Here is a 25,725-nt window from a genome sequence, read left to right on the forward strand (position 1 = left end):
TTTGGAGCAAATATAAAGCGTTAAAAGCAGACAGCATTTTGCCAAGCAATGTGTACGAGCGACAATGCAACAGATAGCATCTTAGATATTCCGTTTTATTGTTTAGTTTTACTGTTAACTTTCATTTAACAAGTGTTAGTATGTCAGCGATAAAAACAAGCAAAATAATTTCTATGCCTTTACCCAAACCTGTTTCACTCATTAGCCTAATTGTAAGCACCAGTGTGCCTTTTTCAGTGGCGGCAGCCGTATCAGAACAAGAGAGCTCCAGTGCCATGGAGCGTATCGTTGTCGACAACAAAAATGGTGCTGACACACTGATAAGCACCTTAAATAAGCAAACATTGAATGACATCAATGCCGAGCATATTGAACAAGTCATGGTACGTATCAGTGGCAGTGACATTCATCGTGGTAGTGGTGTCGAATACCTGCCGTCATTGCGCTCACCTGTACTAACCGGTGCCGGCGCCTGTGGCAGTTTATTAACCTTGGTTGATAGTGTGCCAATTCGTGCCGCTGGCTTTTGTAATATCAATGAGTTGTTTGAAACGCCGTTCAATCAAGCCAGTTACATTGAGGTATTCAAGGGGCCATGGAGTTCAGTGTTCGGCTCTAACGCGCAAAACGGTGTTATCAATGTCATCACCCCAGAGGTACTCGATGACGATATGTTAGAGGTTCGCACCAGTATCAGCAGTGACGAGCTTTATCGGGCAAGCTTTGATGGCAATAGTGCTAAGTCGAACATCAGAAGCCAATTATCACTTACCGATGATAAAGGCTGGCGTGATGATTCTGGTTTTGAACAGCAACAATTTCAACTCAAGCATCAACATGATGCGGCAAACACCAGTTACACCACGAGCATCAGTGCCAGTCACTTAGCACAGCAAACAGCGGGGTATATTGTTGGTAAAGATGCCTATAAAGATGATGATATCGCCGAATCAAACCCAAACCCAGAAGCGTATCGAGACGCTTACTCTTTGCGCGCATCGATGCATATTGAACAGCAAATGCAAAATGGTGATCAGCTGAGTATTACCCCCTATTTGCGCCACGCTGATATGGAATTCTTAATGCACTTTTTGCCTGGGCAGCCGGTGGAAAAAAATCGTCAGCAAAGTGTCGGTCTTAAATCTCAGTACCATTTGCGCCAAACAGCTGCGCTGCAATGGTTATTCGGTATCGATAGTGAATTTACCCAAGCCAGCCTATTGCAATTTCAAGAGCAACCAACACAAGGCTCAGAGTTTTTGCAAGAGACGATCCCGGTTGGTAAACAGTACGATTATGAGGTGGATGCAAGTTATGGTGGTGCCTTTGTTCGTGGTGTTTGGCAACATACTGACAAGCTAAGTTGGCAGTTTGGCGCTCGTATCGATTATCAACACTATGACTACGATAATCTTATGATAAGCGGTCGCACCGATGAAAATGGCGAGCCATGTGGTTTTGGCGGTTGCCGTTATAGCAGGCCGCAAAGTCGTGAAGACTCGTTTAACAATCCGTCATATCAGTTAGGTGCTCAATACCAAATCGATAACCAATCACAGCTTTATGTTAATGCTGGTCATGGCTTTAGAGCCCCACAAGCGACCGAACTGTACCGTTTACAACGGGATCAACAAAGTGCCGACTTAGACTCTGAACAAACCGATAGCATAGAGCTGGGTTATGCGATGATCACCCCATCTATCAACTTAAAGCTAGCGGGCTACTATAGCGAAAAAGAAGACATTATTATTCGCGACAGCGATGCCTTTAACGTCAATGGTGCTGGTTCACGTCATAAAGGGCTTGAGCTGGATCTAAACTGGCAAATAACCTCGTGGTTACGCTACTTTCAACACAGTAGTTACAGTCGCCACACCTATACCCATGGTAACAGCGATCAGTTTGCCGACATTGCCGGTAACGATATGGACTCGGCACCAAAGCAATTGCATACGGCAGGTTTAGCTTGGCAAGTAAATGACCAACTTAGCTCACAAATTCAGTATCGATTTGTTGATCAATATTACACCGACGCTGAAAATGAACACCGTTATGATGGCCATCAGCTGTTTGATCTTTCCGGTAAATATCAATTTAGCCCAGAATTTAACCTGCAATTAAGAGTTGCTAATTTGTTAGATGAACAATACGCCGCTCGTGCAGACTTTAGTGGCTTTGCCGGGGATCGATATTTCCCCGGACAACAACGTCGCGTATACCTGGACCTGCGCTACCAATTTTAGATAAGCGTTTAGGGTAACAGAAAATGCAAGGCCTGAACTTCGCTTTGGGCCTGCAAGGTATACAGTTCACCACGGTCAATAGCAAAGCCATCACCGGCAACAAAGCGCTGTCCTGCGACATCAATCTCACCAGCATACACGTGTAAATACAGCTGATATTGTTTGTCGCCCAGCTCAAAGCTATCGCCCTGCTCTAGCTGCAATCGAGATAACTGCACATCTTGATCTAGGGTTAAAGAATCACCGCTACCGTTAGGGGTAACCAAAGGCGTCAGCGCGCCATTTTGGACAATCTTTTTCTGCTCATATGATGGCGTGCACCCTTTATGTTGAGGTTTTATCCAGATTTGCAAAAAGTTGACCGGCTCATCTTGAGAGGCATTGTATTCAGAATGCATAATGCCACTGCCTGCACTCATGCGTTGCACCTCCCCTGCCTCGATTTGGTAGCGGTTACCTGTGCTATCTTGATGCTCAAGGCTACCGGAAAGTACATAGGAGATGATTTCCATATCACGGTGACCATGCGCACCAAAACCAGCGCCCGGTGCGACAACATCATCATTTATCACTCTCAATACCGACAGCCCCATATGCGCAGGATCATAATAGTGACCAAATGAAAAACTGTGCTTGGATTGCAACCAGCCGATATCGACCTGTCCTCGCTCATTATTGCGGCGAACATATTTCATAACTTACTCCCGTATCGGATTGAATAGATACAGTGTAATAAGCTATGCAGGCGAATAAAATTAGTAATATTGGCGCTTGTTGTTCGATTTTATCAAACGAAGTAAACAATACGGAGCAACAATTCATTGACCCGTTAGCCATTGTTGGATAGTTTTGAGCTTACCATGCACCAATCTATCGATAGCATTTATCGCTCATATGCAATAGACACAATCAACATCTAAGCCGATGATTTATTGTTAGATATTAAGAGTTCTTAGCGAACATAGGCCAGACAAGTATGTCCCCAATCCGCGTACCAATAAAAATGCGACCTAGTCAGCGATGTCAACGCTGTGGATTGTCGTTTCCAAAAAAACAAGAAAATTGTCATCACTGCCATGGTTTATCAGACCGAGAAGTTGAGCAAATGCTGTTAGATTATGAGCAAAAGCACAAAGCCAATAGCGAGCTTGGTAAATTGTTTATCTATATTAGTGTATTGATTGGTATCGCCATGCTGCTGGCACTTTTATGATGTGTCAGCTTAGAATGCTAACGATGTGGTCGCAATGTGGCTGCAATATGGTAATGAAGTGAGAGAATGTCGAGACAATGCTCAGACGGTAGGCAATGGTATTAAACATTTGAGCTATGCCATATCTACGCCAATTACAGCGCAGCCATGGCACAGCTCAGCTAATGTTTTAGAACGATAAATCGTCTAAGATATCGTCATCAACAAGATTCGCTAAAGTCACTTTTAGTTTCGGCGTTCTCGCCATTTCGCGTTTAATGGCAAAATTGGCTTCTTCATTGCGCGCCCAGCTGCGTCTAGCAATACCGTTGTTTACATCAAACAACAACATTGACTTCAATCGACGCTCAGAGTCAGCGCTACCGTCAAGCAACATACCAAAACCACCGTTGGTCACTTCGCCCCAACCGACACCGCCACCATTATGGATAGATACCCACGTGGCACCGCGGAAACTGTCACCAATAACATTATGAATCGCCATGTCCGCAGTAAAGCGACTGCCATCATAAATATTTGAGGTCTCACGAAACGGTGAATCAGTACCGCTAACATCATGGTGATCACGGCCTAAAACAACCGGACCAATGTCACCACGATTAATGGCGTCATTAAAGGCTTTAGCTATTTCCATACGACCTTGTGCATCTGCGTACAGAATGCGAGCCTGAGAGCCAACCACCAGTTTGTTTTGCTTGGCGTCTTTGATCCAAGTGATGTTATCTTGCATTTGCTGCTGAATTTCTTCAGGAGATTGCTCCATGATTTTGCTTAGCACTTGTGCAGCAATCTCATCGGTTTTGTCTAAGTCTTCAGGCTTGCCTGAGGCACATACCCAACGGAATGGACCAAAACCATAGTCAAAGCACATCGGGCCAAGAATATCTTGTACATAAGACGGGTATTTAAAATCAATACCGTTTTCAGCCATCACGTCGCCGCCGGCACGTGACGCTTCTAGTAAGAAGGCATTACCGTAATCAAAGAAGTAGGTACCACGTGCGGTGTGCTTGTTAACGGCATCGGCATGACGTTTCAAGGTTTCTTGCACTTTAACTTTGAATAGCTCTGGCTCTTCACGAATTAAACGATTAGATTCTTCATAGCTGATGTCTACTGGGTAATAGCCGCCTGACCAAGGGTTATGCAATGACGTTTGATCTGAGCCTAAGTGAACGAAAATGTCGTGCTCATAAAAGCTTTCCCAAACATCAACGATGTTACCGATATAGGCAATAGAGACAACTTCTTGATTGGCTTGTGCTTGTTGCACGCGGCTAACAAGGTCATCCATATTATCAATAAGCTCGTCTACCCAGCCTTGCTGATGACGTTTCGTCGCAGCCTTCGGGTTTACTTCAGCACATACGGTAATACAGTTGGCAATATTACCGGCTTTAGGTTGCGCACCACTCATACCGCCTAAACCCGCGGTTAGGAAAATTTTACCTTGTGGGCTTTGACCTTGTTCTAATACTTTACGAAATGCGTTCATTACCGTAATTGTGGTACCGTGGACGATGCCTTGCGGACCAATGTACATAAACGAGCCAGCCGTCATTTGGCCATATTGGGTCACACCTAATGCGTTAAACTTTTCCCAATCGTCAGGTTGTGAATAGTTTGGGATCATCATGCCATTGGTAACAACCACACGCGGAGCATCTGGTGAAGAGGGGAACAAACCCATCGGGTGCCCTGAGTATATGTGCAATGTTTGATCACTTTCCATTTCACTCAAGTACTTCATAGCTAACAGATATTGCGCCCAGTTTTGGAATACAGCTCCGTTACCACCATAAGTAATAAGTTCTTCTGGATGTTGTGCAACCGCTGGGTCTAAGTTGTTATCAACCATAAGCATGATCGCCGCGGCTTGTTCACACTTAGCTGGATAATCCGTTACCGAACGCGCCTTTAACTCATAGTTTGGCTTAAAACGGTACATATAAATGCGACCAAAGTCTTTCAACTCTTGGGCAAATTCTTGTGCCAATTCTTGGTGCCATTGTTTTGGGAAGTAACGCAAAGCATTACGTACCGCTAGTTGCTTTTCTTCGGCGCTAAGAATGTCTTTACGCTTAGGTGCACGGTTTGCATCAACCGGATAAGGCTTAGCTGCAGGCAACTCAGTAGGAATGCCTTGGGTAATCTGTTGTTGAAAATCAGTCATTATTCTAAGCCCCTTGTTTAGTGTTCAACGCTAACGTTAAATGCTCGTGATTTAACCAGCTCAATCATCGCATCGATGTCTGGCTTCAATAGTCTATCTTCTTCAAGCTTGGCAACTTTGCTTCGGATCAAAGCAAAGTTTTCTTCAATCAAATCAGAACAACGATTTGGTCGTCTAAATTCGAGCGCTTGCGCCGCATACATTAACTCTATCGCAAAAATCTTATCCAAATTGCCTAGAATTTGGTTGAGTTTTCGACCTGAAATGCTGCCCATAGAAACGTGGTCTTCTTGACCCATAGACGTTGGCACACTGTCTGCCGATGGTGGGAAACACAATGATTTGTTTTCTGTTACTAACGCTGCCGTTGCGTATTGCGGAATCATCATTCCTGAGTTTAAACCACCAGAGGTGGTTAATAGACGAGGCAAACCGTGTAGGCCTTCCAACAATAAGTAACAACGTCGGTCAGAAATATTACCCAATTCAGCCGCCGCAATCGACGCATAGTCTAATACCATAGCCAATGGTTGGCCGTGGAAGCTACCACCTGAAATGGCTTCCTCACTGCTGATAACAATTGGGTTATCGGTCACTGAGTTCATTTCGATTTCTGATAACTCTTTTAAGTGGTAATAAGCGTTACGCGAGGCACCGTGAACTTGTGGGATACAACGCAATGAATAAGGATCTTGAACACGATCACATTCTTCATGATCAGCCATATTTTGCGAGTCTTTAAAGAAACCACGCATACGCGCTGCAACTTCTAAGTTACCTTTAAAGGCACGGGTTTGGTGTAACTCATCTCTAAATGGCGATTCGCTACCTTGCATACCTTCGATACTCATTGCTCCGGCTAAATCAGCAAGATTTAACAAGTAACCCATTTTGGTTAACGCGGTAATCGCATGGGATAAGATAAATTGCGTACCGTTAATCAATGCCAAACCTTCTTTAGCATGTAATTCTATTGGCTCTAAGCCGTGCTCTTGCAATAATTGCGAGGCCGCTACGACTTTGCCATCTTGCCAAAACTCACCTTCGCCTAATAGAGGCAAAAACAAGTGCGACAATGGTGCCAAATCACCTGACGCACCAACAGAGCCTTGCTCTGGTACAACCGGTATTAGATCAAGCTCAATAAAGGTAAGCATGCGCTCAACAACCTCTAAACGGATACCAGAAAATCCCTGACTTAAGGCATGGACTTTGGTGATCAACATAAGCTTTGAAATGTCTTTGGCAATTGGTTCACCTACGCCAACGGCATGGGTGATCAATAAATTCTTTTGCAGTAAATGGGTTTCTTCAGGTGAAATTTGCGTATCACATAAAGGGCCAAAACCGGTATTGATACCGTAAACAGCTTCGTTAGAACTTGCCATAACCTCAACATTTCGTCGGCTTTGGTTAATTTTATCCAACGCTTCTTGGCTAAGCTCGGCTTTAATACGCCCATCGGCTATGCCGTTCACAGTATCTAGATCTAAACGATCAACACCATATTTAAACGTCACAGTAATCTCCTACATATTCTTAAAATGTTAAATGCCCACCGAGGCGATATTTATCACCTGGAGCGGTCAATATGGCAAAACTTACTACACCCTGAGATGACCAGGTTCGGCGTTTTACCTGTAAACAAGGTTGCTGGCTAGTAATCGCCAACAACTGATTAATTTGCTTTGAAGCAATAATAGCTTCTATTTCGTGAGTTGCTTCGGTTAACGGTGCAACATTTGACAAGTATTCGTGTGGCGTGAGCTCACTAAAATCTTGATCTAAATAATCCGGCGCGATTAACGAATTGATATAACGTTGTTCTAGTTGAATCGGCTGATCATTTTCAAGATGCAAAATCTCACTATAAAAAATCTTTGCGCCCTGCTTAAGCCCAAATAATGGTGCTAATGCCTGTGGCAAAGATGTCTGTTTTATTTGAATGGTTTTCGCCTTGTAACTGTGGCCACGTTCACGAATTTCATCGGCGATATTTTTAATTTCTAACAACGAAGATTGCGATTTAAAGCTGGCAACGAAGGTGCCGATGCCTTTAGTACGGAATAAGACATTCTCATCGGTAAGCTCTTGCAAGGCGCGGCGTGCCGTCATGCGACTGACATTAAATTGCTCTGACAACTCATTTTCTGAAGGAACTTTATGATTTTCAGGCCACAGACCTAGCTCAATGTTATTAAAAATGTGTTGTTTGATGACAACAAATTTTGGCATGGATTCATTCATCACATTTACTTGTATATACAATCTTAGAGGCCGTAGTCTGTCACAAAACCCTTGTATATACAAGAGTAGCGCTTGCAAATATTTACAGTAAAACGGGGCGGTATTTGCGCTGCAGATTGAGCAGCGCCTTAGACAAAGACGCGGTTAACCTAGATGAAGGGTTATGGATTATAAAGCAGGGTTTTGCGAGCGTTTTACCGCGTCAGATTAGGATTATTGCTCATCCTCGCATAGGTATCGTAGCTCGCCTAAAAAGGTTTTTGTTGCCGGCCCTAAGCGATCACCATCTTTAAATATGACATACAAAGGTGCTTCACGATGATTTTCAAAGCTCATATTCAATGGCTTTAATTCGCCAGATTTCAACTCATTAGCGATGGAACTATGGGGAAGCCACGCATAACCTAAACCACTTTTTATGATGTCAATTGAGGTGCGCATATGGCTAACGGTCCAACGCTGCTCCGCACCTAGCCAACCGGCGTCCGTGTTGGTGTTAAGCGCTGAATCGCGAACCACGATTTGTCGGTGTGCCTTTAGATCCTCAATCGTTAACGGTCTGCTGACTTGATGCAAGGCATGATTAGGATTGGCGACAATTTGAAAAACAATGCGAGTGATTTGCTCACTAAAGCCACCATCAAGGCTAAAAGGTGAAATCGCTAAATCGACCTCGTCATTCTCGAGTAATTCTCGTGCCCCGCCAAGAATCGACTCCCTCACTTCAATATTAAGCTGTGGAAATTGAGCCGATACGTTCTCTAGCACTTGATATAATACCGCCGCAGGGAAGATTTCCTCTACCGCAACACGCAAGGTGGTTTCTTCACCTTGCGCTAAAGTCATACCTACTGCCTCCAATTTTGCCGCTTCTTGCAGCAAATAATCGGCTCGTTGCAGCAGTTTTTCGCCGGCCGGGGTTAACACCGTTTTACGACCTTCAACAACAAATAATTTAAGGCTCAATGAATCTTCGATTTTACTTACCGCACTGTGAATACTCGACTGGCTTTTGTGTATATGTGCTGCTGCTTGATTAAATCCGCCATGTTTCACCACGGCGCGAAACATACGCCATTGCTCTAATGTAATTCGTAGTAATTGATCCATTTTATACTCATTTGTCATTCTATTAAGCGCTACTTAGTTAGCGGTTATGCGTTGCTAAGCAATCAATTTCTGGGCCTGCTGGCACCACTTGCGTCGGATTTATCATGGTGTGAGAGAAGTAATAATGTCGTTTAATATGATAGAAATCGACGGTTTCACTGACACTGCTAAATTGGTATAACTCACGCAGATAATTACTGATATTGTCATACTCTTCAATGGTTTGTTTATTGCATTTAAAATGGCCTACATAGACACTATCAAAACGAATTAATGTGGTAAATAAACGCCAATCGGCTTCGGTTAATGTGTCGCCAACTAAATAGCGTTGCTTAGCTAATCGCTGCTCAATCACATCTAATGCAGCAAATAATTTATCATAGGCTTGTTGATACGCCTGCTGGCTTGTGGCAAACCCAGCGCGGTACACACCATTGTTAATCGCATCGTAGACAAAATCGTTTATTTCATCGATTTCGTCGCGTAACGGCTGAGGGTAATAATCGTCTTTGTTGCCCGTTAAATGATTAAAGGCGCTATTAAACATGCGAATAATTTCCGATGACTCATTGGAAACGATACGCTGGCTGTGTTTATCCCACAACACCGGAACGGTGACACGTCCCGAATAATTGGTTTTGCTTTTTGTATAAAGCTGATGCATAAAATCAAGCTGATATAACGCATCACCGCTAGAACCTGTCTGAGTATCGAATGACCAACCGTTATCAAGCATGTCGGGGCTAACTACCGAGACGTCAATATAATCCTGCAAGCCTTTTAGTTGACGGAAGATAAGAGTGCGATGCGCCCATGGACAAGCTAAAGAAACGTACAAATGATAGCGCCCTTTTTCAGCTTTAAATCCGCTGTCGCCGGTGATGCCGGCTTTGCCATCCGCGGTTATCCAGTTTCGCAACTGTGCCGCTTCACGCTTAAATTCACCTTTATTTTCTTTTGTTTCATACCAGGTGTCGTGCCAGACACCATCAACCAATAAGCCCATAATATTTCCTAACGATATGTTGTTCATTAAGGACAGTATGGCGTTCGACTGGAAAGATTAAAATTTCAAATATAAGCGCCATTCATTCTAATATAACGAATGAATGGCGTTTATAAAATGCTTGCGAGTGATTAAATTTCGCTAATGCTGTACTGCAGCATTGCTTTGATTTGCTCGACAATGGCTTTAACTTGCGGTTGTTCATAGCTGGAAATTCGCGGCGTATGAATGTGCCCTACCGGGAAGTCGCGTCGATATTTGTCGCGCAACAAAATACTGCGATATGATATTTCGTTCGACAAGTAACCACCACCAGAGCCATTGACCGATGTTTGTTGCGCTAGCTCAGCCAAGGTCTTTGCGGCAAACTTACCCTTTTCTAAGGTTTCTACCTTACCATTATCAATCACCTGATAAGCTCCTTGCGCCTGCTGCATTGCCTTAACAGGTAAGCTGAATTCAACAAATTCAGGGCCTTGTAAAGGCTCATCATGCAATAAAGGCTTTAAAGGAGCTTTACTGTTAGCGCCGGTATAGAATCCTCGATTGCCCGGTGCCTCCGCACTGCGCCTTAACCCAGGAAAGCGCTCTAAATCAAAGTGTTCTCGCCCCATAGAGATGGTTACGATCATATCGACATCTGGATTTTTAAAATGTTGCGTTAACATGCTTTCAATCATGCCCTGGTCAAAATCAGCAAAACGCACCGGGATCATTAATGCTTGAATTTCGGCGGTTTGACCTTGGTGTTCGATTATCATGCCATCAAGACTTAACGCGGCAATCCCTGATGGATTGGCTTGGCCAATGTTGCGATGTAAGAAAAACGGGTCGAAGCCGGTGATGACAATTTTTTTGTCGGTATTTTGTTGAAAATCGATGTCCTCATTACCACGGCTCGCGAGTTCAAGTTGCCACAAAAGTTGTTGTTGTTGGACTGGGGTCAGCTGATGAAACAATGCCGATACTTTTAGGGCCTTGCTCAATTGCAATCGCCCCCAGTACAAACTTCTGCCATCAAAGCTTTGCTCTCGTTGCACATCATTACGGGCGATATACCATAGCTTACTGGCGTGCTCGATGACCAAACTAGTTACTTTACTGGCATCTTTCAACGAGGTTAATTCGGCACTAAATCGGGCTACTTGACGCTGGTATTTATCCGCGATTAACGGCAACTCTTTTACAGCTTGAGCTATTTTAGCCTCTTCGTAACTGATATAAGTCGGTGACTGAGCATAGCTCAATGATGACAAGCAAAAGCTACAAGCAAGCATCAGGTGTTTATTGAAATGGCGCATGGGCATCATCTTGTTGAGAATTTACTTTATTAAAGCAAAAAAAACAGCGCTTAAAAAGCGCTGTTTCAGAGAGTTGCAATTGTCAGCAATGATTAGCTTAGATTAACAATGTTCAGCTGATTCATTTGCTGCTGCTGTTTATCATCTTCATCAACAATGAGTGGCTGCTTGGGAATATCAGGGCTGTCAAAACCAATATCACCGTCAGCAAATGGCGTTCCTGTCGCTTGCAATCCAGCAAAGTCATATAGCTTGGTATCGGCTAAATGTGAAGGCACAACATCGGTGACGGCTTTAAACATGGTTTCAATACGTCCAGGGTATTGTTTATCCCATCCATTAAGCATTTCTTTGATAATTTTACGCTGCAAATTTTCTTGTGAGCCACAGAGGTTGCAGGGAATGATTGGGTAATTTTTTTCATCGGCGTAGCGAATAATATCTTTTTCGCGACAATAGGCCAAAGGTCGAATGACGATATGCTCACCATTATCTGTAACCAATTTAGGTGGCATACTCTTTAACTTACCACCATAAAACATATTCAATAATAGTGTTTCTAATATATCGTCACGATGGTGCCCTAAGGCAATTTTTGTTGCACCAATTTTTTTCGCCGTTTTATAAAGAATACCGCGACGTAAACGCGAGCATAATGAACAGGTGGTTTTGCCTTCGGGGATCTTTTCTTTAACGATGGAGTAAGTGTCTTCGTTAACAATCATGTGCTCAACATTGATTGATGACAAATACTTTGGCAATACATGCTCTGGAAAGCCAGGTTGCTTTTGATCAAGATTAACGGCAACAATGTCAAACGAAATTGGCGCCACACGCTGCATATGTAACAACAAATCAAGCATGGTATAACTGTCTTTACCACCGGATAAACAGACCATAATCTTGTCGCCATCTTCTATCATATTAAAGTCAGCTATGGCTTTACCCACCTCACGGCGTATACGTTTTTCCAATTTAATAAAATTGAAATCCTGTTTTTTGCTGATAGCGTCTTGCATCTTGACCTCAAATGATAGGGATAAAAGTAAATCGGCGCGGATTATACTGAAATTCGACAATAAAGGGTATTAAAAATTGTACACACAATCACCGTAAAGCCCGATTTAAAAGGCTTTAAGGCGAAAAAAACAGACTGAAATCGCTCATTTTATCGGTCTTCTGTCAGAAATTTTTACACCTCAAAAACACGCCAATAAAAAGAGTAGAAAAATCATAATGATATTTAGCGGTATAAATCTTGCAATAGTAATGGCATATAGTTTGCGTCTTTAAAACCAAGCTATACATGGCTTCAAGAAAGACTTTAAGGCCGATAAAGGACGAAACATGAAAAGGTGGATACGCAATTTTCTCTTTATTTTGAGTTCCCTGTTTATAACTCAACAGGCGCACTCGACCTTAATTTTAGGTGGCGAAATCGTTGTTGAAGAAGATGGCGAGGTCGTACTTGAGGTATTAAGCCATACGGCATCGCTAACCAACCTGTTGTTTCTCTATGTTGAAGATGGCGATGACTTGTTCTTATTCAACAATAAAGTAAATGAAGTTGGTGACCTAATCACCATTGGCGAATTCGACGCAGGCGATATCCTGCTGTTTTACATTCTTGAAATTAAAAATGATTACCGATACTACAGCGGCAATGATCCGTCATTAAACCCTGATAATATTTTGCACACATTTGTCGATGCCATGCATGAAAGTGGTAAAACATATGTAGGTTTTGAAGACCGCTTTGGCGGGTTTGATTTTGATTACGACGATCTGCAATTTTTATTCTCCAATACCGATGTTATCCCACCGACACAACCGCCAGTGCAACCGCCTGTACAACCGCCAGTGCAACCGCCTGTACAACCACCCGTGCAACCACCCGTGCAGCCGCCTGTGCAACCACCAGTGCAGCCGCCTGTGCAGCCGCCTGTGCAACCGCCCATTAACCCACCAGCGGAAGTGCCTGAACCAGAAACGTTGTTTTTGATGGGCCTTGGTTTACTGTTGTTTGTATACAGCAGAAAATCATTGCATAAGTAACCATAGCTAATTGTGACAGTGACGCTAGTAAAAGGCATTGGCGCAAATTAGCCAGTCAGAAATTGTCACAAGCAGTTCGAGTGTTGCCTTTGGCTAGTAGCGAAATAGCTCGAATCGTTTAGTGATGATAATTCAGGCACCGATATTGAAGACTAAGGTGTTTCAGACAAAGACTTTCTAGACAAAGAGAAGGCAATAGCTCGAGCAATTGGCTCGGGCTGTTTTTTTTATAAAGCCATTAACTTGAAGTATATAACAACAGCATCGACATCATATTATTGAGCGCATGAATGGCGATACAATAATAAACATTCCCTGTCTTGTAGCGCGTGATTGACAATAACATAGCTAAGATAAACAAATCGACCAATACTAAGCCACTGTATTGGCTATGAACAAAGGTAAACAGTACGGCAGTTACCAGTATAGAACCGGAATGTCGTAATCGAGTGGACGCCAATTTGGCATAAATAAAGCCGCGAAATACCAGCTCTTCAAATATCGGTGCGACAATGCAAATCGCCAAAAAACTCAACCAGATATAATCCGTGGTATTTAGGATATCAACCATAAAAGCCGGTGTTGGTGTATTGACCAGTGTATGAATAACCACACTGGCAATAATGTACACACAAGTCGCCAAAAAGTATGGTCGAAACTCAATGACATTAAACGGTTTATGTAGGGCAAAAAACGCTTGTCGATATGGCTCTCGAAAACTACCAAGGTACAACATAGGTAAGGTCACAAACGCCATAAGTATGGTGAATAGCGATGTGGTATCACCATCGAAGAACCACACTCTCGGGTCAATAATATTTGGGTTTATATCGGCGTAAACGGCAAAGCCAATGCTCAAAAGGATGGTTGGTAGATACAGCGAAAAGATCCAAAACACTGCAGATCCTAGCGGATAATAACCACTATTCTCAGGGTTCACCGGTGGCGTAGGATGATCACTCGGTGGATTGAGTTTGTTTCGGTCATCATGCACTGTTTGCACCTCTTAGATGTTTTTTATTATCTTCTTTAAAACTAGTAAATAATTGCCCTTTTTGACAGCGATTGAATGGCTTTGTTACAAAAAAATTCAAGGTTTTACCTACACATACCCATATCAAATGACCGTCAGGTAATTAACCACAACATCTAGACAATATACAAATAAGTTTAACATCTCGGCAGCCGTTATTTTCTCTGGGCTTGACTCATTTGCTCATCTGAAAAACGACGAATCTTGACATAATATGTCGCATTTTTTGCAAAAAGCTGTTATATTACTTAACACTTTGTTAACAACCAGAGGAAATTTCTCTCGTTGAATTTCCAATAAAGGAGGTAGGTTGTGGAGTATGCAAATGATGTAACCGCTTGGGCCTGCATAGGTGTTTTACTGGTCATAGCAGAATTAGTGATTCCTGGCGGAATTGTGGTATTTTTGGGCACCTCTGCGCTTGTCGTAGCAGCGACATTACAGTTTGGCATTATAGACAATTGGATGCATGCATTTACCCTTTGGTTTATTTTATCAATCGTCCTGTTATTGCTGTTTCGCAACCTAGGTCAATCTATGGTTGGTGGAGATAGCCGCGTCGATAATACCGATGAAGAATTAGATGTATACGGAAAGCAAGTGCGTGTCATCGCAACAATAGGCCCGGGCAATAAAAAGGGTCGAATCGAATTTCAGGGTACCGAGTGGTCCGCTTTGGGCGACGGCAGCGAAATAAAAGCGGGAGAAACCGCCAAAATTGTCTGTCGCGAAAACATCTCATATGTGGTTGAGCGTTAAACCTCACCACTACCCTCACTTCCATAAGTAATAAACGTTGTACAGGCCTCAACTTTTGCTTAGCAAAAGTAGGTCTCACTAAGGAGAGTCATGTGTTTATATTAACTCTGGTCTTATTGGCCATATTATTCATCATCTTTAAGTTGGTGTTGATAGTGGAAATGCGTGAAGTTTGTGTGGTCGAAAGACTCGGTAAATTTCGTGCGGTAATGCAGCCTGGCCTGCACTTTTTAATCCCATTTTTTGACAAGGTCGCCTATCGTCACGAAACCCGCGAACAAGTCTTAGACATCCCAGCTCAAAGCTGTATTTCTAAAGATAACATTCAAATCGATGTCGATGGCTTGGTCTATATCAAGGTCATGGATGGGGCTAAAGCCAGCTATGGTATCGAAGATTACAAACGGGCGAGCGTCAATCTTGCACAAACCACGATGCGTAGTGAAATTGGTAAGTTAAATTTGGGACAGACCTTTTCAGAGCGTGATGCGCTAAATGAAATCATTGTTCGCGAAATTGATAAAGCATCGGATCCATGGGGCATTAAAGTGCTTCGCTATGAAGTTCGCAATATCACGCCTTCAGCCAATGTGATCCACACCCTAGAGAAACAAATGGAAGCAGAACGTAGAAAACGTGCTGAAATCACTCTAGCGAATGCGGAACGTGATTCGATCATCAATTTATCAGAAGGTGAACGCCAAGAAGCGATCAATCTATCTGAAGGTGATAAGCAAAAACAAATTAATGAAGCCGAAGGTCAAGCAAAAGAAATTGAAATTATTGCTGACGCGACTGCAAAAGGTATGAGCATGATAGCAGATGCCGCCAATCAACCATGTGGTGAAGACGCCATTAAAATGCGCTTGATGCAAGAATTTATCGAACAAACCGGTAAAGTTCTGGATAAAGCCGATGTGTCTATTCTGCCCGGTGATATTGCCAAACTAGAAGGTTTCTTCGAAGGTATGGACAAGGTTACGGCAACCGCTAAAGGAGGTAAATAATGGAAAATCCAATGGAGCTACCAGTAACAGATTTAGCTGTGTTCGTTATTTGGGGACTGATATTTTTGGTCTTCATCGTTAAATTGTTTCAATCCATTCGTCTGGTACCGACAAAATCGGCTTACGTCGTCGAACGGTTGGGTAATTATCATAAAACGCTGGAAGCTGGCTTCCATGCATTATTTCCTTTTATCGATCGTGTTGCTTACATTCAAGATCTAAAAGAAGAGACCATTGATGTACCACCACAGGAATGTTTCTCTAAAGATGAGGTAAACGTTGAAGTTGATGGTGTTATTTACATTTCGGTTATGGACCCGGTTAAAGCCAGCTATGGCATTACCGATTACCGATTTGCCGCGATGCAACTTGCGCAAACAACCACTCGTTCAGTAATTGGTACGCTCGAATTAGACCGAACCTTTGAAGAACGCGACTTAATCAGTGCCAAAGTTGTTGAAGTGCTGGACGCCGCTGGTGAGTCATGGGGCATTCGAGTTCACCGTTATGAGATCAAGAACATTGCGCCACCACAAACGGTGCGAAACGCAATGGAAATGCAAGTTAACGCCGAGCGAGAGCGTCGCGCCATATTAGCGAAAAGTGAAGGTGAGAAACAAAGTCGTATCAATCGTTCTGAGGGTATCAAGCTCGAAACCATTAACATCTCGCAAGGTGAAAAACAGCGCCGCATTAATGCCGCAGAAGGTAAAGCCTCGGAAATTTTAGCCTTAGCACATGCAACCGCAGACTCGATTAAGAAAGTTGCGTTAGTTATCGACCAAGAAGGTGGTAAGAAGGCATTAGAGATGCGCTTAAGCGAGCAATACCTAAAACAAATGAAAGGTTTAGGTAAAGAAAATCGCAAAGTGGTGTTGCCGGCGAACTTGCTTGATTATCAGCAGTGGATGACCACAATGGGGTTAAATACCACGGCTAAATAATAAGCGCATCAAAACGAAATAAGGCGAGACTACAACTTGTTATCTTAAATTACATTTCGGTTACACATTTAAGGTTAAAAGCTTGTTAATCTGGTAACCATAACTTATCAAGTTATGTCTCAACCTTCCTATATTTTTGGCACCCAGTTTGGGTGCCTTTTTTTTCTCTTTTGAAAATCTATGGTGTCGTTTTATCGACAATAAACTGATAGCTTTGCTCGCTTAACACTGAACGCGACAAATAGCTGGTGCCACCCACTTTCAACAGCAATATCAGACCTTTATCGGTTACTTCTGATGCCGAAATATCAGACCAGGTTAGCAAGTTATCGACAAAATCCGACTTGGTGTGAATGCCTTCTTGATCTATCGTCAATGCCACCTCATTGCCAGCCGCTTTAGAAAACATTTGACGGGTTACCCACCAGCCTTTGGCAAAACGCACACTAAGTATTTCAACCAATCCAAGAACGTAAAAAAAGTAACCTAAATGGCCACTGAGTTTTTCAATATTCGCGGCAGAGATAAAAAAACCAAGCGCAAACAAAAACACCGCTTTGATGTATCGTTTCGGACCTTGCTGACGTAAATGATCGGATTGCTCAAAGCATTCTTGGTAATGTGCCTTATCTAAGGTAAATGTGTGTTCGAATTTCATAGTCAATGATGTTGAATTATGGTGTGCTGATCATACCTACATAAAAAAGCCCCGTAAAATTAGATTCACGGGGCTGAGTAAAATATAGCGTTAATTGGCTTATTCTTGCTCTGGTACCAGCTTTTTAATGCCTTGACCATCGATACCTACATAGATAAAACCGTCACGACCTTGGTAGACATTGCGTACGCGACCAATACCTTCCAATAATTTTTGTTGCTTAACAACGTTGTCGCCGTCTAATGTAACCAACACCAAGTGATTAAACTTCATTGAGCCCAATAGCATTTTATTTTGCCATTCAGGGTATTTATCGGAGGTCACGAAAATCAAACCCGATGGTGCAATCGAAGGATCCCAATACAATTTAGGCTGTTCCATGCCGTCTTTTTCGGTGATGTCGGTAAATGATGTACCACTGTAATTAACACCGTAACTGATCACTGGCCAGCCATAGTTTTTACCCGGTTCAATTAGATTTATTTCATCACCGCCTTTAGGGCCATGCTCATGTGACCAGATAGCCCCAGTGACTGGATGAGTCGTTAACCCTTGTGGGTTACGATGGCCATAAGAAAAAATGGCTGGCTTAGCGTTTTCCACATTAACAAATGGGTTGTCCGCAGGGATACGACCGTCATCATGTAAGCGATAAATTTTACCACCATCAACACTGATGTCTTGAGGCAATGCATCGCGTTGGCCACGATCACCGATAGAGAAATAAACAAAACCTTGTTTATCAAAGGTGATACGAGAACCATAATGATGCCCCTTCTCGCTATTTTCTGCCCCCTTGTACAACCATTCAAGATCGACAAGTGCAAACTCTTTTAGGCGGGCACGAATCAATGCTGTATTGCTACCTTCGTCGTCGCCTTTATCACTGGAAAAGGTGAAATATATCCAACCATTTTGTTGATAGTCAGGGTGCAATGCGATATCCAATAAACCGCCTTGATTATTGGCAACAATGCTAGGTAAACCGGTGATTTCTTCGTCAATCATAACCCCGTTTCGGATCAGACGCAGTTTGCCGGTGCGTTCTGAGATCAACAAATCGTCATTACTCAGCTGTACCATACCCCACGGGATCACCACATCGCTTTGCGTAGGCATTACTTTCACTTGCGCCTGAGCGTCGTTATTTTGCTCATCGCTTTGCTGTGAAGAATTACCATCAGATGCCGAACAGGCTGCTAATAAGGTAACCATTGAACTTAACACAAGAGTTTTCGCTAATTGTTGCTTCATTTACTTTCTCTTTTTTCCCAAATGATTTTATAAAAATAGTTGATTATCAGTAGCATAACACATGCGCTTAATACGGTGAAAATATGCAAGAGTAAGGTACTGATTCTGAGGTTTTGCTCCCATAAAAATACCACGCCGTAATAGGAGACAAAAAACAAATTTAATAAGCTGATATGAATAAATAGAATACCGGCAAAGGTCGCTAATTTGCGAGTTGTCAGTCTAGCCATGTTCAACCTCAAGCGATGCGCGATTGTCAAAGTAAGCCAGTAGATCGTTGACCTTATAGTTAAATGCCGATGTCGCTGTAAAATCGCTTTGCACCTGTTTACCTTGCGGCAGTTTTTGTTCTGCAAATTCTGCCGTACTTTTGCCTAACGAGGCAAATGCTTTGTTATAGAAGGCGCGACGAGTTGGATGATGTGGGCTGACGCCATTAACAATGGCTGGCTTGTCGGCTTGTTGCAACAAACACTCTATCAGTGCAATAACATCATCACGGTGAATCATATTAACCACCGAATCAGGTTCACTGATCAGCCGGCCGTCTTTAAAAAAGCGCCCCGGTTGTCGATCATAGCCAAATAAGCCAGCCAATCTCAGCACGGTAGCATGCTCGATATCGGCATTTAACAGCTTATTCTCTGCATCGTGTAATACCGCTACTTTATCGCCATTCAAGTTTAGCTTGCTGGCTTCATTAACCTCGCCTTGCAAGCCGTTATATACCGCTGTCGAACTGATTAGCACAATATGCTTAGGCTTAGCCGACGCCTGTTGAGCAAACTGTGCTAATGCCTGTATTTGTTGCGGGTAATCGGTTCGACCATGGCGCAATCCCGGTGGAATACAAATAACCCAAGCCTGACATTGCAACAAACTATCACTTAGACAATCCGGTGCGCGCACTAAGGTCGCCGGCAGGTTTTCTGCCTGTAAACTGGCGACTTTTTGCGACGACGTGGCACTGACCACGACATCAACGCCCTTAGCTAATAATGATTTCGCTAACGATTTACCTAACCAACCTGCACCGATAATAGCCACACTGTTTGGCAGCTTTTTATCCATAATCATTCCTATTTATGCCTTAGGTAGAACCACATATTTACCGCTAAAACTTGCCGCGATGGTATCCCCATCGAGAACATTAACATGTATCTTAAGTCGCGCCCGTTTTCCTCGTTGTAACACACTGACATCACCATCAAGATCTACCGTTTGCGCCAATGGCTGACCATGCAATGGTTTGTGATAACGTATATCGGCATCAGCTAAAACAATATCACCATTAAGGTTTTGTTGCTCCAATAATAAATGCACTCGTCCCCAACCGGTTAACGTCGCCAAGGTATAAATGCTGCCAGCAAACATGGTGTTGTGTAGATTAATATTGGCTTGGCGGTCAGCACATACAGTAAAGACACCTTCAATGAGACTCGCTGGGTGAATTAACATATGCTTAGATACTGAAATGGTTTGATGCCAAACCTGTTTTAACTGCGTTAGTGCATCGCTATATTCGGTCGTGCTCGGCTGCAACATTTTACGCATTTTATAATGCTGAATTTGACCATACAGTAAATGTGATTTATCACCCAGTTGGTAATCACATGCCTGATAAAATTTCACTGCATTTTCTCGCGCATTGAGCTCAATAACTTCGACACCTTGTTGCGCCGCAATCTGCTCTAGTGCGGTTAACATCAACTTTCCAACGCCCTGCCCTTGTACACTGTCATCGACCGCCATAAAGCGAATCTGCGCGGTATAACAATCGGTTTTGTGATAACGACCAACCGCGACAACCTTATCTTGCTCATCGACAATCATACGGTGCACTGAACTTGCTTCCAAATCATCGATTTCAGAGCCTTTTTCTTGGCCCCACGGCTGACGTAATAAAGTAAAACGCAATTGATGATAAGCGGCAATTTGCGCTTTAGTTGTCGGCTTAACAATACGATAGGTCATGACTTAAACCTTAAGTGAAAAGGTTACTGGGCCATCGTTTACTAACGCCACTTGCATGTTCGCGCCAAACTCGCCGGTTGGTACTCGAAACCCAAAAGATCTTAATTCTTGGCAAAATGCCAGATATAACTGGTTACCAAGTTCAGGCGGAGCAGAATTTGAAAAGCTTGGCCGTTTGCCACTATTGGTATCGGCAGCCAATGTAAACTGTGACACCACTAGGATATCTCCGCCGACTTGACCCACGTCTAGGTTCATCTTGCCCTGTTGGTCTTCAAACATACGATAACCTGCGACTTTTTTGGCAAGGCGCTGCATTTTTTGCACGTCGTCCGCTTTTTCAACAGCCAATAAAACCAACAAGCCTTTATCTATCTCACCATTGACTCTACCGTCGATGGTAACACTGGCACTGTTTACCCGTTGTAATAATGCAATCATGATATTTTTATTACGTGTTATTTATCTTCGAGGAAGGCTGCCATCATATCAGATGCATGAATAATGGCATCAATTATTCCCTCTTCAAAGCCGCTATGCCCAGCTTTAGGAATGATTTGCAAACGTGCATTATTCCAATGTTGTGCCAATACATAAGCATGCTGAATTTGGCAAACCATGTCATAGCGGCCATGAATAATATACGCAGGCAAATGCGCAATGCTGGCCATGTTTTTCAATAATTGTTGCGGTTTCATAAAGCACTGATTGACGAAATAATGGTTTTCAATACACGCCATGGCAATGGCGTTATGGGTTTCCTCCGGGCTATCAATACTATGCTGATCAACATACAAGGCTGAAATTCGCGTTTCCCATAACGTCCACGCTTTAGCGGCAGCAATCTTAGCGATTTCATTATCTGAATTTAGCACTTTATGATAATTACTGATGACATCATTACCCGGCATTGATCGAATGGGCTCTAGGAAGTCCTGATAATGCTCAGGAAAAATATGGCTTGCGCCATTCGGGCCATAAAGCCAATCAATCTCGCTGTCAGTACCTAGAAAAATACCGCGTAAAATAAAACCAAGTACCCGTTGTGGGTGGGCTTGAGCATAGGCCAACGCGAGGGTTGTTCCCCAACTGCCACCGGCTACCAACCACTTGTCAATGGCGAGGTACTCACGAATCTCTTCCATGTCTTCAATAAGGGTTTGTGTGGTGTTGTTTATTAGACTGGCGTGCGGCGTCGATTGACCTGCACCGCGTTGATCAAAAACAATAATGCGATACTTTTCAGGGTTAAAGTAGCGCCTGTGACTGGGGCTAGAGCCGCCGCCCGGACCACCGTGCAAATAAATGACGGCAATGCCATTGGCATTACCACTTTCTTCGATATAGAGTTTATGCTCGCCGAGCTCAATAAATTCTTCTCGATTTGGCTTAATGTTTGGGTATAGGGGGCGCACTATATCTCCGCATCAGAGCAACTGCTGCTAATTTTAGTCTATTTTTTCATCTGTTTGCGGTTTATCTTCCGCTAATTCTTGCAAACATACGGTAAACTCAGCACCAATAAACACCACCAACCAGCTGACATAAACCCAAACAAACAAGATAGGGATGGTTGCTAACGCACCATAAATGGCCTCGTATGATGGTAAATGGGTCACGTAGGCAGCAAACGCTTTCTTCGCCACTTCAAACAGTATTGTGCCGAACATACTGCCAGCTAAGGCGTACTTAAATTTTACTTCCGTGTTTGGCACTAACATGTACAACACAATAAAACCGGCCCAGGATGCAATAAACGGTAACCCCCGTAACAACAAACTGTTGACGTCTTGGCCGCCAAACGACACCAATGAAACGATGTAGCTGGTGGCAAGAATAGACACCCCCATCAATACCGGTCCGAGAGTTAGAATCATCCAATAAATCGCAAATGAGGTGATTACTTTACGATGTTTATGAATTCGCCAAATCCGATTGAGGGCTTTATCGACCGCATAAATCAACATCATGGCTAAAACAAACAATGCAAAGATTGCCGTGGCTGACATTTGTGATGCATTGGCAACAAAGCCATCGATATGATCTTGTATTGTTTCTGAGGCGGTAGGGACAAAGTTACTGAACACAAATTTTTCAATATCTTTGTGCAACTCACCAAAGATAGGAAACGCAGTGACAATGGAAAACATCACCATCACCAATGGCACTAGGGACATCAGGGTGACATAGGATAAATAACCAGCTGACACTTGAATCTGATCACGCTGGCAACGTTCAACAAAATACTTGCCGAAACGCAGTACTGGGGCGAGCTTTCGATAGCGTGTAAGAATTTGTGACAATTTCATCTATAACACATTGTTAATATTGGGTTATATTAAACTATACTAAATTTTAGCAATAACACGAAGGAGTAATTGATGGCAGGACAAGGTTCAGGTGGCAACGTTCTCGCAGCAATATGTAGTTTTTTTATTCCCGGCTTAGGACAATTGGTTCAAGGCAGGATCATGGCTGCTATTATATTTTTCATTTTTTGTGCCGTATTATACGGGACTGTCGTTCTATGGTTTGTTGGCGTAATCTTTCATCTTTGGGCGATCATTGATGCAGCTCGCTATAAAGGCTAGCTAAATTCTTATCGCCAAAAAAAAGGCCCGTACGGGCCTTTTTTATTTAACTCAATATTCGTTTACACAAGTTTAAGCACTGCGACGAACGCGCCAGTTAGCACTAAGCTTGACACAATAACACCACGAACTGATGCCATTGGGCCTTGTTTACCGACTAAGCCATTGACTTCAAGCAAGGCGATTAATACAACACAACCCCACATGCCTGTTGAGCCCCAACCATGGCCGTAACCACCAGAAAAATGCGGGCTAGCTAACATAAAGAATACCATTGGGCCTGAGAACAAGGTGTTGGTGCGTGATGCCAATAAGGCTTTGCCTGCGGCTTTTGGTGCGTCACCGTCAACCATACCTAAAGCAATTTTTTGGTTTGGCCAAATCACTAACCAAACATTTAGGAACATAAACGTACCTAATAATGCACCAATAACGATGTAGTCATTCATGACATTCAGCTTTGATACACCCATAAGCAAAATCAAACCGGTCAAGAAGGTCATCATTGCGCCCCAACGGAACCACCATAATGCTTCCGGTGCCAAATTCTTTTTCGCATCCGCTAGTGCTTCAGGTGTGGCTTTTTTAAAGTAACCACCTTGTATAAAGTTGAAATAGTAAAGTAAACCGATCCAAGTTATCCCGAAAAGTACATGACCCCAGCGAGCAAGGAAATTTAATATTTCCATCGTATTCATAACACACCTCAATATTTATCGTTATTATTGTTATTCACCCTACGCCAGCATAGGCAATACGTATGGCTATTTATTATTATCTTGTCCACCTTACTCTTTGGCTGAAATTTATTCAATAATTTCCGCAGCTTATAGCCATTGGTCAGATGTGCTATTTGCTAACAAAGCCTGCCATTTTGAGGTTTTTTGTTTGCTTTTATAAAATAATCTATAAAAAACAACGAAAAGATCTAAAAAGTCACTGGAAAAACCCGCTATAGCCGTTAAAATGATCCGCCAATTCGGGACAAAAATCCTGATTAACCTAAAAAATATTTTTCCGGAGAAAACTATGGCTATTTCATTACCAGCGTTACCATATGCAATGGATGCTCTTGCACCACACATTTCACAAGAAACTCTTGAGTATCACTATGGCAAACACCACAACACTTACGTTGTGAAGTTAAACGGTTTAATCGAAGGCACTGAGCTAGCTGAAAAATCTTTGGAAGAGATCGTTAAGAGCTCTGAAGGTGGCGTATTTAACAACGCTGCACAAATCTGGAACCACACCTTCTACTGGAACTCACTAACGCCTAACGGTGCAGGCGCTCCTAGCGGTGAATTAGCTGCAGCAATTGACGCTCAGTTCGGTTCATTCGACGAGTTCAAAGCTAAGTTTAACGACAGTGCTGTTAACAACTTCGGTTCAAGCTGGACTTGGTTAGTGAAAAACGCTGACGGTTCTTTAGCGATTGTTAACACATCAAATGCAGCAACACCTCTTACTGAAGACGGTGTAACTCCACTAATCACGGTTGATTTGTGGGAACATGCTTACTATATCGATTACCGTAACCTTCGTCCAAGCTACATGGAAGCGTTCTGGGCATTGGCTAACTGGGATTTTGCTAACGCAAACTTCGCGGCATAATCTGCGCAAATAACCAATTAAAAAGGCGACTTTAAGTCGCCTTTTTTGTTGCCGCAAATTAACAGAATTAAAAATTAATTGAGTTAACGTTTATTGGTGGTTTGTCGCGCTTAATACGACTGCCAGTATATTCTTGCGGCTCTCTAGCCTTTTGATATTCTTGATACAACTTATTCAGATCCAGTGGCTCAAATTGCATATCAATCCGTTGCCCTGTTGGCACACTTTGCAAGAATCTAGGTAGCAAGGTGATAAACACTTTGTGCTGCTCATCCGTCAGCGTGGCCTTGGTGGTATCAATAAAGCGTTGACGCTTAACACTTTTTTTACGACTGTTGGCTAAGTCAGCCCACAGCACGGCAAATACAGGGTCCGCCTCAATATAATCTGTCACACCGACAGCAAAATATTGCGCCATTTGAAATTGGGCACGATAATCGCCTTTAAACGATAATTGACAGAAGATATCAAACGCCTCTTCGTGACGCTCGTCTTGCTGTGCTTGAATGCCTGCCTTGTATGGAAAAAATTGTTCCATATCCT

27 protein-coding genes are annotated in these 25,725 nt (G+C 43.0%); 8 read left to right on the forward strand and 19 right to left on the reverse strand.

All coding sequences use genetic code 11. The annotated features are described in order from the left end of the window. Positions 1-173 precede the first annotated feature (173 nt). Positions 174-2,243, forward strand: a complete 2,070-nt coding sequence (locus E2K93_RS05470) for a TonB-dependent receptor (RefSeq protein ID WP_228445511.1) — start codon at positions 174-176, stop codon at positions 2,241-2,243. An 8-nt stretch (positions 2,244-2,251) separates the two neighbouring features. Here E2K93_RS05470 and E2K93_RS05475 read toward each other — a convergent pair whose 3' ends face one another. Next, on the reverse strand, positions 2,252-2,938 hold the full coding sequence (locus E2K93_RS05475; protein ID WP_135438129.1) for a pirin family protein: 687 nt from the start codon (positions 2,936-2,938) through the stop codon (positions 2,252-2,254). Positions 2,939-3,219: 281 nt separating this feature from the next. Between E2K93_RS05475 and E2K93_RS05480 the strand changes: the two genes are divergently transcribed. Then, a complete protein-coding gene (locus E2K93_RS05480) occupies positions 3,220-3,456 on the forward strand; it encodes a hypothetical protein (protein ID WP_135438130.1) in 237 nt (78 codons plus the stop codon). A 169-nt stretch (positions 3,457-3,625) separates the two neighbouring features. Here E2K93_RS05480 and E2K93_RS05485 read toward each other — a convergent pair whose 3' ends face one another. From E2K93_RS05485 to ttcA, 7 genes are all read right to left on the reverse strand, one after another. Next, positions 3,626-5,629 (reverse strand): urocanate hydratase, encoded by a 2,004-nt coding sequence (locus E2K93_RS05485; protein WP_135438131.1) that lies wholly within the window; start codon positions 5,627-5,629, stop codon positions 3,626-3,628. A gap of 17 nt (positions 5,630-5,646) precedes the next feature. Continuing rightward, on the reverse strand, positions 5,647-7,149 hold the full coding sequence (hutH, locus tag E2K93_RS05490; protein WP_135438132.1) for a histidine ammonia-lyase: 1,503 nt from the start codon (positions 7,147-7,149) through the stop codon (positions 5,647-5,649). A gap of 19 nt (positions 7,150-7,168) precedes the next feature. Then, entirely contained in the window at positions 7,169-7,864 is a 696-nt protein-coding gene (gene hutC / locus E2K93_RS05495) for a histidine utilization repressor (RefSeq protein ID WP_135438133.1), read from the reverse strand. A gap of 225 nt (positions 7,865-8,089) precedes the next feature. Then, on the reverse strand, positions 8,090-8,986 hold the full coding sequence (locus tag E2K93_RS05500) for a LysR family transcriptional regulator (RefSeq protein WP_228445513.1): 897 nt from the start codon (positions 8,984-8,986) through the stop codon (positions 8,090-8,092). Between the two features lie 37 nt (positions 8,987-9,023). Beyond that, positions 9,024-9,992: a glutathione S-transferase family protein gene (locus E2K93_RS05505; protein WP_135440413.1), complete on the reverse strand. Its 969-nt coding sequence runs from the start codon at positions 9,990-9,992 to the stop codon at positions 9,024-9,026. A gap of 131 nt (positions 9,993-10,123) precedes the next feature. Further along, on the reverse strand, positions 10,124-11,293 hold the full coding sequence (locus tag E2K93_RS05510; protein ID WP_189637859.1) for a hypothetical protein: 1,170 nt from the start codon (positions 11,291-11,293) through the stop codon (positions 10,124-10,126). Positions 11,294-11,385: 92 nt separating this feature from the next. Beyond that, the gene (gene ttcA, locus E2K93_RS05515) at positions 11,386-12,312 is read right to left on the reverse strand and encodes a tRNA 2-thiocytidine(32) synthetase TtcA (protein ID WP_135438135.1); all 927 of its coding nucleotides are present in this window, start codon (positions 12,310-12,312) and stop codon (positions 11,386-11,388) included. Between the two features lie 328 nt (positions 12,313-12,640). Between ttcA and E2K93_RS17665 the strand changes: the two genes are divergently transcribed. Beyond that, positions 12,641-13,348 carry a DUF4114 domain-containing protein gene (locus E2K93_RS17665; RefSeq protein ID WP_189637860.1) on the forward strand — a complete coding sequence of 236 codons (708 nt, stop codon included), beginning with the start codon at positions 12,641-12,643 and terminating at the stop codon, positions 13,346-13,348. A 238-nt stretch (positions 13,349-13,586) separates the two neighbouring features. Here the strand turns inward: E2K93_RS17665 and E2K93_RS05525 are convergent, their stop codons facing one another. After that, on the reverse strand, positions 13,587-14,342 hold the full coding sequence (locus tag E2K93_RS05525) for a CPBP family intramembrane glutamic endopeptidase (RefSeq protein WP_135438136.1): 756 nt from the start codon (positions 14,340-14,342) through the stop codon (positions 13,587-13,589). A 351-nt stretch (positions 14,343-14,693) separates the two neighbouring features. Between E2K93_RS05525 and E2K93_RS05530 the strand changes: the two genes are divergently transcribed. The 3 genes from E2K93_RS05530 (at position 14,694) to E2K93_RS05540 (ending at position 17,091) form a co-directional block, all read left to right on the forward strand. Further along, positions 14,694-15,140: an NfeD family protein gene (locus tag E2K93_RS05530; RefSeq protein ID WP_135438137.1), complete on the forward strand. Its 447-nt coding sequence runs from the start codon at positions 14,694-14,696 to the stop codon at positions 15,138-15,140. A 92-nt stretch (positions 15,141-15,232) separates the two neighbouring features. Then, positions 15,233-16,147 (forward strand): SPFH domain-containing protein, encoded by a 915-nt coding sequence (locus E2K93_RS05535; RefSeq protein WP_135438138.1) that lies wholly within the window; start codon positions 15,233-15,235, stop codon positions 16,145-16,147. 11 nt (positions 16,148-16,158) lie between these two features. Next, positions 16,159-17,091 (forward strand): SPFH domain-containing protein, encoded by a 933-nt coding sequence (locus E2K93_RS05540; RefSeq protein ID WP_189637905.1) that lies wholly within the window; start codon positions 16,159-16,161, stop codon positions 17,089-17,091. A gap of 178 nt (positions 17,092-17,269) precedes the next feature. On the opposite strand, the gene E2K93_RS05545 is transcribed toward E2K93_RS05540, so the two are convergent. The 8 genes from E2K93_RS05545 to E2K93_RS05580 all read right to left on the reverse strand — a co-directional run bounded on the left by E2K93_RS05545 (position 17,270) and on the right by E2K93_RS05580 (position 23,286). After that, the gene (locus E2K93_RS05545; protein ID WP_135438140.1) at positions 17,270-17,749 is read right to left on the reverse strand and encodes a YcxB family protein; all 480 of its coding nucleotides are present in this window, start codon (positions 17,747-17,749) and stop codon (positions 17,270-17,272) included. A 99-nt stretch (positions 17,750-17,848) separates the two neighbouring features. Further along, the gene (locus E2K93_RS05550) at positions 17,849-19,003 is read right to left on the reverse strand and encodes a PQQ-dependent sugar dehydrogenase (RefSeq protein ID WP_135438141.1); all 1,155 of its coding nucleotides are present in this window, start codon (positions 19,001-19,003) and stop codon (positions 17,849-17,851) included. Then, positions 19,000-19,233, reverse strand: a complete 234-nt coding sequence (locus E2K93_RS05555; RefSeq protein ID WP_135438142.1) for a hypothetical protein — start codon at positions 19,231-19,233, stop codon at positions 19,000-19,002. Before E2K93_RS05555 ends, E2K93_RS05550 begins: the two co-directional genes overlap by 4 nt. Beyond that, positions 19,226-20,074 carry an NAD(P)H-binding protein gene (locus tag E2K93_RS05560; protein ID WP_189637861.1) on the reverse strand — a complete coding sequence of 283 codons (849 nt, stop codon included), beginning with the start codon at positions 20,072-20,074 and terminating at the stop codon, positions 19,226-19,228. Before E2K93_RS05560 ends, E2K93_RS05555 begins: the two co-directional genes overlap by 8 nt. A gap of 12 nt (positions 20,075-20,086) precedes the next feature. After that, positions 20,087-20,977 (reverse strand): bifunctional GNAT family N-acetyltransferase/hotdog fold thioesterase, encoded by an 891-nt coding sequence (locus E2K93_RS05565; protein ID WP_135438144.1) that lies wholly within the window; start codon positions 20,975-20,977, stop codon positions 20,087-20,089. Between the two features lie 3 nt (positions 20,978-20,980). Then, positions 20,981-21,418 (reverse strand): D-aminoacyl-tRNA deacylase, encoded by a 438-nt coding sequence (dtd, locus tag E2K93_RS05570; RefSeq protein ID WP_135438145.1) that lies wholly within the window; start codon positions 21,416-21,418, stop codon positions 20,981-20,983. Between the two features lie 17 nt (positions 21,419-21,435). Then, positions 21,436-22,392, reverse strand: coding sequence for a prolyl aminopeptidase (gene pip / locus E2K93_RS05575; RefSeq protein WP_135438146.1), 957 nt, complete (start codon positions 22,390-22,392; stop codon positions 21,436-21,438). A gap of 33 nt (positions 22,393-22,425) precedes the next feature. Continuing rightward, positions 22,426-23,286 (reverse strand): virulence factor BrkB family protein, encoded by an 861-nt coding sequence (locus E2K93_RS05580; RefSeq protein ID WP_135438147.1) that lies wholly within the window; start codon positions 23,284-23,286, stop codon positions 22,426-22,428. A gap of 72 nt (positions 23,287-23,358) precedes the next feature. Here E2K93_RS05580 and E2K93_RS05585 point away from each other — a divergent pair, with 72 nt between their 5' ends. Then, positions 23,359-23,568: a hypothetical protein gene (locus E2K93_RS05585; protein WP_135438148.1), complete on the forward strand. Its 210-nt coding sequence runs from the start codon at positions 23,359-23,361 to the stop codon at positions 23,566-23,568. 62 nt (positions 23,569-23,630) lie between these two features. Here the strand turns inward: E2K93_RS05585 and E2K93_RS05590 are convergent, their stop codons facing one another. After that, positions 23,631-24,257 (reverse strand): urate hydroxylase PuuD, encoded by a 627-nt coding sequence (locus E2K93_RS05590; RefSeq protein WP_135438149.1) that lies wholly within the window; start codon positions 24,255-24,257, stop codon positions 23,631-23,633. A 340-nt stretch (positions 24,258-24,597) separates the two neighbouring features. Between E2K93_RS05590 and E2K93_RS05595 the strand changes: the two genes are divergently transcribed. Beyond that, the gene (locus E2K93_RS05595; RefSeq protein WP_135438150.1) at positions 24,598-25,182 is read left to right on the forward strand and encodes a Fe-Mn family superoxide dismutase; all 585 of its coding nucleotides are present in this window, start codon (positions 24,598-24,600) and stop codon (positions 25,180-25,182) included. 67 nt (positions 25,183-25,249) lie between these two features. Here the strand turns inward: E2K93_RS05595 and E2K93_RS05600 are convergent, their stop codons facing one another. Then, positions 25,250-25,720 carry a hypothetical protein gene (locus E2K93_RS05600; RefSeq protein WP_135438151.1) on the reverse strand — a complete coding sequence of 157 codons (471 nt, stop codon included), beginning with the start codon at positions 25,718-25,720 and terminating at the stop codon, positions 25,250-25,252. Positions 25,721-25,725: the final 5 nt, after the last annotated feature.

Origin of the sequence: Thalassotalea sp. HSM 43 (assembly GCF_004752005.1) — a bacterium.
GTDB lineage: Bacteria > Pseudomonadota > Gammaproteobacteria > Enterobacterales > Alteromonadaceae > Thalassotalea_A.